This window comes from Oxynema mangrovii CENA135 (assembly GCF_016632315.1).
Taxonomy (GTDB): Bacteria; Cyanobacteriota; Cyanobacteriia; order Cyanobacteriales; family Laspinemataceae; genus Oxynema; species Oxynema aestuarii.
Window position 1 is genome coordinate 2,460,045 of the sequence record NZ_JAEOXH010000001.1, and the last position, 14,527, is coordinate 2,474,571.

The 14,527-nt window shown below is 54.2% G+C and carries 9 protein-coding genes; 8 read left to right on the plus strand and 1 reads right to left on the minus strand.

Going from position 1 to position 14,527, the window contains the following annotated elements; translation table 11 throughout:
- Positions 1-102 precede the first annotated feature (102 nt).
- Entirely contained in the window at positions 103-285 is a 183-nt protein-coding gene (locus tag JJD41_RS09725) for a hypothetical protein (RefSeq protein WP_200665741.1), read from the minus strand.
- A gap of 105 nt (positions 286-390) precedes the next feature.
- Here JJD41_RS09725 and JJD41_RS09730 point away from each other — a divergent pair, with 105 nt between their 5' ends.
- From JJD41_RS09730 to JJD41_RS09765, 8 genes are all read left to right on the plus strand, one after another.
- Positions 391-555, plus strand: a complete 165-nt coding sequence (locus JJD41_RS09730; RefSeq protein WP_168569696.1) for a hypothetical protein — start codon at positions 391-393, stop codon at positions 553-555.
- 94 nt (positions 556-649) lie between these two features.
- Entirely contained in the window at positions 650-856 is a 207-nt protein-coding gene (locus JJD41_RS24735; protein WP_234488570.1) for a hypothetical protein, read from the plus strand.
- A 312-nt stretch (positions 857-1,168) separates the two neighbouring features.
- Positions 1,169-3,805 carry an alanine--tRNA ligase gene (gene alaS, locus JJD41_RS09740; protein WP_200665743.1) on the plus strand — a complete coding sequence of 879 codons (2,637 nt, stop codon included), beginning with the start codon at positions 1,169-1,171 and terminating at the stop codon, positions 3,803-3,805.
- Positions 3,806-4,067: 262 nt separating this feature from the next.
- Entirely contained in the window at positions 4,068-7,148 is a 3,081-nt protein-coding gene (locus JJD41_RS09745; protein ID WP_200665744.1) for a two-partner secretion domain-containing protein, read from the plus strand.
- Between the two features lie 616 nt (positions 7,149-7,764).
- The gene (locus JJD41_RS09750; protein WP_200665745.1) at positions 7,765-8,001 is read left to right on the plus strand and encodes a hypothetical protein; all 237 of its coding nucleotides are present in this window, start codon (positions 7,765-7,767) and stop codon (positions 7,999-8,001) included.
- A gap of 151 nt (positions 8,002-8,152) precedes the next feature.
- On the plus strand, positions 8,153-10,771 hold the full coding sequence (locus JJD41_RS09755) for a CHAT domain-containing protein (RefSeq protein WP_200665746.1): 2,619 nt from the start codon (positions 8,153-8,155) through the stop codon (positions 10,769-10,771).
- A gap of 168 nt (positions 10,772-10,939) precedes the next feature.
- The gene (locus tag JJD41_RS09760) at positions 10,940-11,695 is read left to right on the plus strand and encodes a DUF928 domain-containing protein (protein ID WP_370583777.1); all 756 of its coding nucleotides are present in this window, start codon (positions 10,940-10,942) and stop codon (positions 11,693-11,695) included.
- Between the two features lie 241 nt (positions 11,696-11,936).
- A complete protein-coding gene (locus JJD41_RS09765) occupies positions 11,937-14,468 on the plus strand; it encodes a CHASE2 domain-containing protein (RefSeq protein WP_200665748.1) in 2,532 nt (843 codons plus the stop codon).
- The last annotated feature ends 59 nt before the right edge of the window (positions 14,469-14,527 follow it).

A 14,527-nucleotide genomic window follows, 5' to 3' on the forward strand; every position in this document is an offset into this window, starting at 1 on the left:
GTCCTCTATTTCCGTGCTTGAACTTCAGCGATATTCAAGACTTTCTTGAGGTGCTTGAATATTAAAGTAGCACGAGCCTGAGAAAGCGCCAAGCAACCGTTACTAAACTTTACATTTCACCTTCATATTTAAGCCAGATTGACCCGCCACCCGCACGGCGATGGGGGAATCCGCAGCACCACACTCCACCCGCGATCGCCGGAAACGGCTATTAACCGTTCCCTTGGGGCGATCGCCTCTGCTCGTTCCTTGCAATTTCTGAGGCGATCGATCCGGAAAAATCAATTTAAAACTAACTTCAGCCTTGCATTTTATTTGTCTTGCAAGTTTATCCTGATGCCCATTTTTCCTCGCCGTATAGAGAAGTAAAAAGCGAGAGGATTTCTATTCATGCGTATCAGTGCTTCTATCTTGCTGTTGACTTGTATCTTAGTTAGTTTAGCTGCCAATTTTTCTACAGTTGAAAAATATCGGAGTGCAGAAGCCGGACAAGTTGGAAAGCACGAACCCATCAAACCCTATCCCGGTCCGAGAGGTCCGAGACGAGCGTGGTAATTCTCTTCCTCTAAGGAAATTATAAATTTCAAACCCTCGATCGTTAACGTTATCCAGGAAGATCGCACTCATGAATCATTCACGAATAAGGGTTGTGCTGACACCGATTTTGGCGGTTTCAGCAATCGCTTCAGCATCCATATTTAATCTTTCCTTATCCGAGAGTATCCCCGAAAACGTCCAAAAATTAAACTCGGCTTCCACCACCGTCAACCCATCGATCGCCCTGGAAAAACAGTGCGAACTCGGACGGGGAGGGAGTAGTCGCCGGGATTGTTCGGTGAGTCTGGAAACAGGCTGAAATCGGTTCGATCGCGTTCGCGTAGCGTCTCCGGAGGAGAATCGTCCTGAAGGGTTAAGATTGGGAGGATCGAACCCCATCGATATTGTCTATGAGGTTTATTCTCGTTCTTCGCAAAAGCCCGGTAGTTTGCACTACTGGGCTTTGTTGTTGGCGGTTGCACGGACTGGGGACGTTGTCGAACAGGGAGAAAAGGCGATCGCGCCCCACAGAGAGTCCCTCCCCATCGGCGAGAACAAACGCGATCGGACCAAGCAATGTCAGAATAGAAACAATAGAAATAGTTAGAATAGGTTCTCTTGTCACCCAGTTATGGCTTCTTCTCCCGAGTTTCTGACAGGCGCACAAATCCGAGAAAAGTTTTTAGACTTCTACGCCAAACGCGGACATCAGATCCTGCCGAGTGCTTCGCTGATTCCGGAAGATCCCACCGTATTGCTGACGATCGCCGGAATGCTGCCATTTAAGCCAATTTTCTTAGGACAGCGATCGCCCGACTTTCCCCGCGCCACCACCTCGCAAAAATGTATCCGAACCAACGACATCGAAAACGTGGGGCGAACCGCCAGACACCACACCTTTTTCGAGATGTTGGGCAACTTCAGTTTCGGGGATTACTTTAAAAAAGAGGCGATCGCCTGGGCGTGGGAACTGTCCACCAAAGTCTTTAACTTACCTCCAGAACGGCTCGTCGTCAGCGTCTTTACAGAAGATGACGAAGCCTTTGGGATCTGGCGCGACGACATCGGGATCCCCGCCCATCGGATTCAGAGAATGGGAGAAAAAGATAACTTCTGGGCGTCCGGACCGACCGGACCGTGTGGACCGTGTTCGGAAATTTACTACGACTTCCACCCAGAGAAAGGGGATGCGGCGATCGATCTCGAAGACGACACCCGGTTTATCGAGTTTTACAACCTCGTATTCATGCAATATAACCGGGACGCCGAAGGAAACTTGACCCCGTTACAGAATCAAAATATCGATACGGGATTGGGACTCGAACGCATGGCGCAGATCCTGCAAAAAGTCCCGAATAACTACGAAACCGATTTAATTTTCCCAATTATCGAAGCGGCGGCCAAAATTGCCGGAATTCGCTACGGCGACAGCGACGATCGAACCAAAGTGTCCCTCAAAGTGATCGGCGACCACTTGCGCGCCGTGATCCACACGATCGCCGACGGAGTCAGTGCATCTAATTTAGGGCGCGGTTACGTCCTGCGGCGCTTAATCCGGCGCGTCGTCCGTCACGGACGTTTAATCGGGATTTCGAGACCCTTTACCGCCGAACTCGCCGAAACGGCGATCGCCCTGTCCGAAAGCGCCTATCCCAACGTTCGCGAACGGGAAGCGACGATTAAAGGGGAACTGGAACGGGAAGAATCGCGATTTTTGGAAACCCTCGAACGCGGCGAAAAACTCCTGTCCGAGATTCTCGCCAGTAACCCCGTGCAAATTTCGGGAAGAGATGCGTTCGTCCTCTACGATACTTACGGCTTCCCGTTGGAACTGACCCAAGAAATTGCCGAGGAAAGCGGGCTGAGTGTCGATTTGGCGGGCTTCGAGGCGGCGATGGAAGAACAGCGCCAGCGATCGCAAGCAGCCCACGAAACCATCGATCTCACAGTTCAAGGAAGTTTGGACAAACTCGCCGAACATATCCATCCGACGGAGTTCCTCGGTTACAGCGAAGTGCAATCGACGGTGAACGTCGAAGCGGTACTAGTTAAAGGGCAATCGGTCGAAGAAGCGGAAACGGGGAGTGAAGTGCAGGTCATTTTGCCAAAAACTCCGTTTTATGCCGAATCCGGGGGTCAGATCGGCGATCGCGGCTATCTGTCCGGGGAATCCGTCGTCGTTCGCATCGAAGATGTCAAGAAAGAATCGGACATTTTCGTGCATTTCGGGCGAGTCGAACGGGGAACCCTACGGGTGGGCGAACCCGTCAGCGCCCAGATCGATCGCGCCTGTCGCCGTCGCGCCCAAGCGAACCACAGCGCCACTCACTTATTACAAGCGGCGTTAAAGAAACTCGTCGATGACTCGATTTCTCAGGCGGGTTCGTTAGTGGCGTTCGATCGCCTCCGCTTCGATTTCAACTGTCCTCGGGCGCTGACGCCGGAAGAGTTGCAGCAAGTCGAAGACCAGATTAATACGTGGATTGCCGAAGCCCACGAAGCCCAAATCGCCGTGATGCCCTTAGCCGAGGCTAAAGCGAAAGGGGCGATCGCCATGTTCGGCGAAAAATATGGCGAACAGGTCCGAACCATCGATTTTCCAGGAGTTTCGATGGAACTGTGCGGCGGAACCCACGTTCGCAATACGGCGGAAATCGGGGCGTTTAAGATCGTGTCCGAAACCGGGGTAGCTTCCGGAATTCGCCGGATCGAAGCGGTCGCGGGACCGTCGGTGTTGGATTATTTGGAAGTGCGCGATCGCGTCGTCCGGGATTTGAGCGAACGATTTAAGGTCAAACCCGATGAAATTCCCGATCGCATTACCAACTTGCAAAACGAACTGAAAGCGACTCAGAAAGAGCTCGACGCGGTTAAAGCGCAACTGGCGATCGCCCAATCGGACCAACTGGTTTCCCAAGCCGAATCCGTCGGCGAGGTTGAGATTTTAGTCGCCCAACTCGACGACGGCGTCGAACCGGATGCCCTCAAAACGGCGGCGGAACGCTTACTCGCCAAACTCGGCAAGGGTGCAGTGGTTCTCGCGTCGGTTCCCACCCCGGAAAAAGTCAGTTTGATCGCCGCCTTCAGTCAGGAGGTCAACGCCAAAGGCTTGCAAGCGGGCAAATTTATCGGCCAAATCGCCAAACTCTGCGGCGGCGGCGGCGGCGGTCGTCCCAATTTAGCCCAAGCGGGGGGACGAGATCCGAGTCAGTTAAAAGCGGCGTTGGCGTCCGCGAAAGCCCAGTTAGTTGAGGGATTGAAGGGCTAGGGAGTTAGGCGTTAGGAACGGATCGGTGGTGCGGGCAAAATGCCCGTACCCATTCCGGAAAGGGCGATCGCCCTTGGGAAAGATCGGATAAGTTAATTGTATAAAGCTTTGCAATTCTTGTGAATGAAGTTGGAAGGTTGCCGAACCGATCGATCGCCAGTTTCAAGCCGAAATTGAGCTAGTTTCAGATCGAAACGATCGAGAGTACGGCAAACACCAATCTTTCAGGTTGATATCTTATTTCTCAATCGGAGAGTGAACCGTGTCTTATCCGTCCTACGCCCAACTCCGCTATCCAAAACTGGTATTTGGGCTGTGGTTATCCCTATGTGCCTTTCCCCCGGGGGCGATCGCTCAAGTGATTCCCGATGGAAGTTTGCCTCAAAACACGATCGTTACTCCCCAGGGAAATCAAATGGCGATCGACGGCGGAACTCGATCGGGGACTAATTTATTCCACAGTTTTGAAGAGTTTTCTCTCACGTCACAAGAAGCGGCGATTTTTAACAATAGTTTAGATATACAAAATATTTTTTCGCGGGTAACCGGGGGCAAGGTGTCCGAAATCGACGGCTTGTTACAAACCAATGGAGGGGCAAATTTATTTTTACTCAATCCATCCGGAATCGTCTTCGGGCCGAATGCGCGCTTGAACGTGGGGGGGTCGTTCGTGGCGAGTTCGGCAGAGACGATCGCCTTTGGGGACGGCAGTCAGTTCGGGGTGAAGCAGAACTCGGATCGTGCCTTACTGTCGATTGCCGTTCCCATCGGCTTGCAGTTCGGCAGCAATCCCGGGGCCATCGTCCATCGCTCGATCGCGGCGGATGACAGTGGCGATCCGGCAGGGTTACAAGTGCCTTTCGGTCGCACTTTGGGGATGATTGGCGGCGATGTGAGCATAGAAGGGGGAAGGCTCGGCGCGCCGGAAGGACGGATCGAACTCGGTAGCGTCGGCGACAGTAGTTTTGTGGAGCTGGCGATCGCCGATGCGGGATGGAGCTTCGGTTATGAGGGAGTCGAGCAGTGGCGCTCGATCTCGATCGGCGATCGGGCCGATCTCAATACGAGCGGACGCGGCGGGGGAGCGATGCAACTCGTCGGCGGTCAAATTGCAATTACGGGGGGTTCCCAACTGTTGGCCATTACAGCAGGCGATCGCGACGGCGAACCGATGACCCTACGGGGCAAGGACAGCATCGCGATCGCGGGTAGATCGACCCTATCGACGCGCACCCAAGGCGGTGGGAACGGCGGCGATCTGCGCTTGAGTGCCGCGAACTTAACCCTCGGGGACGGGGCGATCGTCGCGACGGGAACTGAGGGCGCCGGACGCGGGGGCGACCTGACGATCGAGGCGCCTGGAACGGTGCAGATGAGTGGAGCCGATCCGGATAACTTTACGCTCTTAGTTGGGGATAGCACCGCAGATGGAGCCGCCGGAGAGATCGGGATTAACGCCGGAAACGTTTTTCTACAAGGAACGGCGGCAATTTCGAATCGAGCCTTGGGTAATGGCAACGGCGGCAATATCAGCATCAATACCCGGGAAGATTTTACGGCGATCGGGACGGGATTTGCATCGTTTGAAACGTTAATCGGCGCGGCCCTCTCCGCGCAATTGCCGCCAGACGCGCTGATTGGCGGCTTATTCACTGCCACAGACGGCGGCGGACAAGCGGGAAAAATTATCATCGATAGTGGCGGATCGGTGCAGTTATTCAATGGCGTTTCAATTTTCAGTCCGACGTTTACCAGCGCCGCCGGGGGAGACATTGAAATCAGAGCCGACGGGGCGATCTCCGCCAACGCATCCGGCTTGCTGACCACCACGATCGGCAATAGTGGGGCGGCTGGCAATATTTTTCTAGACGCTACGCGGATCGCGATCGAGGATGGATCGGTCGTCTCTAGTGCTACTTTATTGGGATCCGGATCCGGTGGCGATGTGGTGGTCAATGCCTCGGATACGGTAGAAATTGTGCGTAGCATTCCGGGGAATTTATTGCCGACGGGGATTTTAAATAACTCGATTTTGGGAACGGGTGACGCAGGGGAGATCCGCGTTTCTGCCCGACGGCTGACCCTGCGCGAAGGTGGCTTGATTGTCAGTAATACCGGGGGATTAGTTGGAAGCGACGTGATTACTAGCGGGGGACGAGGAGGAGATATCATCGTCAACACCAGTGAGTCGATTGAAATTTCCGGTATTTCTGCCGACGGCGTTGATACGAGTGGTCCGGGAACCACATCGTTTGGGGATTTACCTGCGGGAAATTTGATGATGACCACGAAACGCATGGTGGTCGATGGCGGGGCGATCGTGTCGAGTGCGACGTTGGGATCTGGGGATGGCGGAACCCTGACGATTCATGCGTCTGAGTCTCTAGAAGTCCGAGGAACGTCCGCGATTACGGGATTGCCGACGTCATTAACCACGTCTTCGGGACGGGCGGACATCCCCCAGTTGGAGGCAACGGGGAACGGAGGGGACTTGCGTATTTTTACGTCGGAATTGCGCGTCAGTGAGGGGGCAGCGTTGGATGTACGCAGTTTAGGGTCTGGAGGGGCGGGAACTCTAGAAATTACCGCCCAAACGGTGCGCCTAGACCGGGGCGGCAGTCTCAACGCGGCGACGGTCGCCGGAACCGGGGGAAATATTCGGCTGGAGGCGCCGGAACTGATTTTGCGCGGCGGTAGCCAGATTACGACCAATGCCGGAAGTGCCGACGGCGGCAACATCACGATCGCCACGGAAACCCTCGCCGCGATCGAAAATAGCGACATTACCGCCAATGCCCGCGAAGGTCGGGGGGGACGGGTCAACATCGACGCCACAGGCATTTTTGGAACCGCATTTCGTGCGGTGCAAACCCCCGAAAGCGATATTACGGCTACGTCGGAACTCGGCCCGGAGTTTAGCGGCGTGGTCGAGATCGAAACTCCCGAGGCGGATCCGAGTGCGGGATTGGTAGAGTTACCTTCGGAAGTGCGGGATGCGAGCAACCAAATTGCCACGGGTTGCGCCGCCGATAGTGGCAACGTGTTTGTGGTGACCGGACGCGGCGGCTTGCCGGAAAATCCGACCCAACTATTCCAACGTCACCAGGCTTGGCGGGATTTGAGAACCCCCGCCACTGTCCTCAGCGAAGAGGGTGGAGAGATTGGGAACCCGTCCACCCCGGAAACCCTCAATCGGCGAGCGATGCTCCAAAGGAGCCGCTTCGCGATCGAGGCGACGGAATGGGCTGTGGGCTCGCGCGGCGAAATTATCTTAAAAGCTGCCGGGGAGGGTTCGTCGGATTCTTCCCCTGTCTCGGCTTGTCCGGTGCGGCGATCGCCCTAGTCGGCGCGCCGTTCCGGGAATCTTCACTCAAAAAGTAACAAGCGATTTGCCCGCGATCGCGATCGCCTCGCTCAATTTGTTACGCCCATCTGTTGACAAAAAAATTAAAATATGCTCAAAGAGTACAGAAGGTGAATAGAGCCTTGCAAATGGAGTTCGTAAAAGTCGCAAAATCAAGGTTAGGCGATTTGGCGGATGACGACTCTCAAAAAAAGTAACAAAATCAAACTAAATTAGATCGAAAAGATAACAAAGACAAGGCGGTCAGACCCATCATTTCTGATGTAACTTAACTGGTGTAGGGGTTACCCAATAAAGAGCAGTCAATTCTAGTGGTAATTTGGGGCTTGCCCGTCTGGTATTCGTCATTCTAATAAAATGACGATAATCCGTGGGGGGAATACAGAAGGGCGAGCCTCATCCCTTTTTTTTAAGGAAGTTTTGAAAGGCCATTGAGGCGATCGCAGCGTCATATCGCCCCCTGTGTTGCAATCGAGTAAGCGGTCTCTCTTTGAAAATGCATAGTTGCCGGGCAGGCAGGATACCCGAACCACCAAAAAACGGATGATTGAATGGTGATTTTAGGAACATCACTGGTTTGGCTGATGCAGTTTAAATGTTTGACAGCTTAGCATCTACACTAGCAACGAAAAACAATTGCATAAATAATTGTTGTGAACGACGCCCGTGCGATCGCATTGCCACCGAGCGTGCGGCGGATGAAGGCAATATCTTCACCGTCACCAGACCGGGCGGCTTGCCGGAAAACCCAACTCAACGATGGAACGATCCAGTAGTGCGGCGGGATTTTCGCCCGGTGATTCCGGAACGATCGCGCCCGGAATCGGACTGAGGATCGGCGTCGCCAATGGGGATGAACCCAGTGGAAGCCAGCCATTGGTACGTCAACCCCGGAGGTCAAATCGAGTGAGCGATCGATTCCGGTCGGGGCGTTCCTTGTGCTCCTCTATCAGTCGTCACCCACTGTAAGGATAGATAAACCGATGGAAAGATGGCGCACGCGGCGCACGAGACTCTATCAGGCTTTGTGTTTGGCGCTTTTGAGCTTTGCGATCGTGACGATCGCCCTCCCCAGTCGAGCTCGACCGCTTGCGACGGTTCCGGCGGCGATGATCCAAAGGAGCCGCTTCGCGATCGCCCAAGCCCGTGACGAGGCCCAATCCCTGCTCGATCTCGGTCAACGGGCTTACGAAGGGGGACAGTTTCTCGAAGCGGCGACGGCGTGGGAAGCCGCCGCGAGGGAATTCGCCCGTCGGTCCCAGACCCCCGGGGAAACCTTAAGCTGGATTTATCTCGGCCAAGTCTATCAAGATTTAGGTCGCTGGTCTGACGCCGAAACCGCGATCGCCCGCGCCTTCGACTTACTCGACGGCGACCTCGACGGGTCTCGCGACGCCTTACTCGCCCGCGCCTTCAACGCCCGAGGCAGTCTGCAATTGGCCCTGGGCCAGCCGGAAAACGCCCTAGACAGTTGGGAACGGGCCGAAGCGGCGTATGCGGCGGTCAGCGACGAGATCGGCGAACTCGGCAGTCGCATCGATCGCGCTCAAGCCCTGCAAACCTTGGGCATGTACCGCCGATCGCGCGACTTACTCGAAACCACGGCCAAGCAGTTACAAAATCGCCCGGATTCGGCGGTGAAAGTCGCCGGATTGCACAGTTTGGGACTCGTTTTACAAGCAGTTAACGAAGACGCGCGATCGCGCGAAGTCTTGCAAGAAAGCCTCGCCGTCGCCCGCCGCCTGGGGGACTCGTCCCGCCTGAGCGACATTCTCACCAGTCTCGCCCATAGCGAGCGCGCCCTCGACCGTCCGGACGCCGCCGCCTCCCTCTATCGAGAAGCGGCGAGGGTGGCGACGGATCCGATCGCGATCGCCTCGGCCCAACTTAACTTACTCGCCTTAGCCGTAGACACCGCCGACTGGGTACAAGCCCGCGATCTGTGGCCGCCATTGGGCGATCGCCTCGCCGCTTTGCCCCCGAGTCGTCCCTCGGTTTACGCCAAGGTCAACCTGTCGGAAACCCTCTTAAAAGGCCAACAAAACTCGCCCTCAGCCCAACCCCTGCTCGATCGCGCCGATTACGAACCCCTCGCCCGTTTGCTCGCCCAAGGAGTCCGCGAGGCTCGCGATCTCGGCGACGTGCGCGCGGAATCCTTCGCCCTCGGACAACTCGGTAAACTCTATTTCCAAGGGGGACAAGTCGATCGCGCCCGGGACTTGACTACACGAGCCCTGGCCCTCGCCGCCCAAGTCAACGCCGCCGATCTCTCGGCCCGGTGGCAAACCCAACTCGGGGAAATTTTCAAAACCGACAACGACCTCCCCTCGGGGATCGCCGCCTACCGGGAAGCCGTGGCAACCCTGCAATCCCTGCGCGCCGACTTGGTGGGGATCGATCCGGACGTCCAGTTTTCGTTTCAAGAAAGCGTCGAACCCGTCTATCGCGAACTCGTCGGTCTGCTGCTGGCGTCGAATCCATCTCAAGACGACCTCAAACAAGCCCGCGACACGATCGAAGCCTTGCAACTGGCAGAACTCGACAACTTCTTCCGCGAGGCTTGTCTGGATACGGAATCGGTGGAGATCGATCGCATCGACCCGACGGCTGCGGCCATTTATCCGATTATCTTACGCGATCGCCTCGAAGTCATTCTCTCGATTCCCGGCGAACCCCTCGCCCACTACGCCACCCCCTTGACCGGGGAACAGGTCGAAACTACCCTCGACGAATTACTCGAAACCCTCAATCCCTTTTTCGACGATCGCGATCGCCTGCGCCTCTCCCAACAAGTCTACGACTGGTTGATTCGTCCGGCCCGCGATCGACTCGACGGCGCCAACATCAAAACCCTGGTCTTCGTCCTCGACGGCGCCTTTCGGAATTTACCGATGTCGGTACTTTACGACGGCGAGCAGTATTTAATTGAAACATACGCGATCGCCGTCACTCCCGGGTTTCAACTGTTCGCCCCGCGCGCAATTTCGGCGGTGGATCTCAAAGCCTTAACCGGGGGACTGACCGAAGCCCGTCAAGGATTTGCGGCCCTGCCTGCGGTCAAACGAGAAGTTGAAGAAATCGCCTCGGAACTGCCGACTAAAATTTATCTCGATCGCGACTTTACCGCTAAAAATTTGCAAGATCGCATCCAATCTTCTACCTTTCCAATCGTTCATTTAGCCACCCACGGACAATTTAGTTCCAATCCCGAGGAAACCTTTATTTTGACCTGGGATGGCAAAATTCAAGTCCGCGAATTTGAAGCGTTATTGCAGTCGAATCGTAGTGAAGTGCTCAACCCCGTGGAACTGTTAATCCTCAGCGCCTGTCAAACCGCCGCCGGGGACAAACGCGCCGCCCTCGGTCTGGCGGGGGTGGCGGTGCGATCGGGCGCGAGCAGTACCTTGGCGACTTTGTGGTCGGTTAAAGATGAATCGACGGCAGAATTGATGGCTAAGTTCTACGACCGTCTCGGCGATCGCGGCGTCCCTATTGGCAAAGCGGAGGCGTTACGACAAGCCCAACTTTCTCTATTACAAGAGGAAAAATATCGGCATCCTTTTTATTGGGCACCATTTGTTCTCGTGGGGAATTGGTTGTAATTTTTACATTGCTCGATCGAAAGTTAATCCAAATTTTATTTAACTTCAGAGCAGAAGAATTACAATAAGAAATAAACACCAATCCAGGGCATTTACGAAACTTTAGTGTTGAAAAGGGAAAAAAGAATGAACCGTCAAACAAGATCGATATTTCTGACAATCTCTGGCGTGACCCTCGCCGTACAAGCGCTGGGGTTACCGCTTCTGACCCCGCGCGCGATCGCCGGATCCGATCCGGTCGATCCGAGGGCGAGTCTGGAAGCGGCTATGAGAGCGGGGATCACCTTCGAGCCGCCCAAACAAGGGATGCCGACAGATACCGCCGGAGGGGCCTCCCGCGACGCTGGATGTGCCCGCGAAGATGTCAGCGCCACGGGCTGCGTCACTCCATTGATGCCGGAAAATAACTACGGTTTGACGGTTTCCGAACGTCCGACGTTCTACCTCTACGTCCCCGAAACTGATGCGAAAGAGGTATTTTTTAGCTTAGTTGACGAAAATCGCAATCATCACTACCAAGCGAAGCTTCCCCTCGACCGTCAAGAAGGAATTATCGGAATTACTCTCCCCGAAAATGCTCCAGCTTTAGCCGTCGATAAGACTTATCAATGGACCGTAATTTTGATTGGCGATCGCGGTTTGCGACCGGACAGCCCGGGGGTTCAAGGCACGGTGCGCCGGGTCGAACTCGATGCAACTCTAGCCCGCCAAATTGAAGACGCGCCCCTGGCTGAAAGAGCGGCTTTATATGGTGAAAATGGGATTTGGTTTGAAGCGCTTTCGAGCTTAGCCACCCTCGAAAAGAATGGAGAATCGAGCGCGATCGCCTCGACTTCCGAACTCGAAAATCCCAATAATATCTGGCAAGAATTCCTTTCTTCTGTCGGTTTACAAGCGATCGCCGCCAAGCCGATTTTAAATTAGATCGGCGTCGCTTATGTTTTCGATTTCAACTTCGATCGCCCGTCCTCATCGGCAACTTTGAGGAAACGATCTCGTTTCCAGGCGATCGAAGCTTTTTGCGTCTCCAACAACTAAATCCTGGATAGGCAATACCTTTGGTGAAAAGGGTAATCAGAAACTGGGTTGAGTCGTATCCGTTCGGTCGGTTCGTTACAATTTTTGTATCAACCCAGTTTCTCCTGTCCTTTCGGGATGCCTGTCAATGTGGCCGAAGCTCAAACCGCGAAGTTGGCAATGGCGCGGTATTTTAATTAGCGCCCCCAGTGTTGCCGCCTTAGTGATTGGCGTTCACACTGCCGGATTGTTCCAACTTCTCGAATGGATGGCTCTCGACAGTTTTTTTCGCTGGCGTCCCCTCGAAGCCCCCGACCCTCGCATTGTCGTCGTCACGATCGACGAAGCCGATATCACTTATGCCGGACAGTGGCCGATTCCGGATGCGGTCTTGGCGCAGTTGCTCGAAAATTTAAACAGTTATCGACCTCGGGCGATCGGGATGGACTTGTACCGCGATTTGCCCGTCCCTCCCGGACACGATCGCCTCGTGGAGGTACTCGAAGCGATGCCTAATTTAATTGGGGTCGAGAAAGTCGCGGGCGATCGTGTCGGACCGCCCGCTATTTTAGCCGAACAAGGCCAAGTGGGACTCGCCGATCTGGTCTTAGATGCCGATGGCAAAGTCCGGCGGGGTCTGCTTTCGGTCAAGCCGGACGACGGCGAAACGAAATTGGGTTTGGCGACGCGGGTGAGTTTGATGTATTTAGAAGCGGAAGGGATCGCTCTGGAGTTGGCCGATCCCGAAAAGATGCATTTGAAATTGGGAAAAGCGCTGTTCGTCCCCTTTGCAGAAAATGACGGCAGTTACGTGCGCGCCGATGCCGGAGGCTATCAGATTTTACTCAACTATCGCGGTCCGCAAACCAACTTCACCACGGTTTCGATGACCGACATTCTCGAAAAACGCGCCGACCCGGAGATCCTGCGCGATCGCCTCGTCTTGATCGGCGCCACCGGACAAAGTTTAAACGACCTCTTTTTTACCCCCTACACGAACAGTTTGTGGGGGGTTCCCAAGCGGATGCCCGGGGTGGTGATTCACGCCAATTTAGCCAGTCAAATTCTTGCCGGGGCTTTAGACGGACGCCCGTTTTTGCAAGTATGGAACGACCCGGCAGAATGGTTGTGGACCTTGGCGTGGTCTTTTGTCGGGGCGAGTGGCGGTTGGGGGTTTTTACAAAGCAATTGTTTTAAAAATAATTTATTTTTTCGCGGCGTCGTCCTCGGCGGGGGGATCCTCGTCGGTTGCGCGATCGCCGTCGGTAGCAGTTATTTTGCCTTTCTCCATTCCTGGTGGATTCCTACCGTTCCTCCCGTCCTCGCCTTGAGTGGGTCGGCGATCGCGATCGCGGGCTATCACAGCCGTACCCTGCAGCGTCAGAGCGATCGCCGACTCGCCAAATTTCTCGAAGCTATGCCGATTGCCGTCGCCGTCCTCGATCGCGACGGCAAGCCCTATTATGCCAATCAAACTGCCCAAGCTCTCCTCGGCAAAGGGGCGATCGCCCATGTCACGATCGAACAACTCTCCGAGTTTTATAATTACTATCGTGCCGGAACTGACACATTGTATCCCTGGAACGAATTACCGATTGTGCGAGCGCTCTACGGCGAGTCCATTGCTGCCGAGGATATCGAAATTCGTACCGACGATCGCGTCACGCCGATTTCGGCGATGGGAATGCCGATTTTTGACGAAGATAATCAAGTCGCCTACGCCTTAGTCACCTTTCAAGATATCACCGAACGGCGACAGGCCGAAGCCGAACGCGAACAGTTCACTAAAGAACTCTTCGACCTCAACCAAAACTTAGAAAAAGCCTTAGATGCCGAACTCGAATTAACCGACGCTTACGGTCGCTTCGTCCCCCACCAGTTTCTGTATTTCCTCGGTTACGAAAGCATTACCGATGTCAAATTAGGGGAAGCGGTTCAAAAGGAAATGTCGATTTTATTTACTGACATTCGTAATTTTACCACACTCTCGGAAAGTATGAATCCCGAGGATAATTTTAAATTTATTAATGCCTTTCTCTCGCGCATGGAACCCGCGATCGCCGAAAATAACGGCTTTATCGATAAATATATCGGCGATGCGATTATGGCCCTATTTAGCGGCAGTGCGGACGAGTCGGTGAGAGCCGCGATTTCCATGCTTCAACGCCTTCAAGAATATAACTTAACCCGAGGCCGACCGGGACGCCCCAAAATCCAAATTGGCATCGGTATCAACACCGGATCCCTGATGCTCGGCACCGTCGGCGGTTCCAACCGCATGGACGGAACAGTCATCGGAGATGCGGTTAATTTAGCCGCCCGCATCGAAAGTCTCACCAAAGATTACGGCGTCGCTTTGCTCATTTCCAATCAAACGTTTGTCGCCCTCGACAATCCCTCGGAATACCACGTCCGTTTGATCGATCGCGTCCGGGTCAAAGGTAAATCTCAATTAGTCACCGTCTACGAGGTGTTTGATGCCGATGCTCCGGATATAAAACAAGGAAAACTGGAAACTAAAACCATTTTTGAACAAGCTTTATTGTTATATAATTTGGGGTCTTATCTCGAAGCCGCGCACTTATTTCAAAACTGCTTAAATGTCAATCATCAAGATAATGTCGCCCGGATTTATTTAAAACGCTGTCATTGTGCGGAAAGTCAAAGTTCGGTATCGTAAGATTTTTATATCGTCTTTTTCAAGGCAGTATTAATATTTAAAATTTCAATATTTTTTGG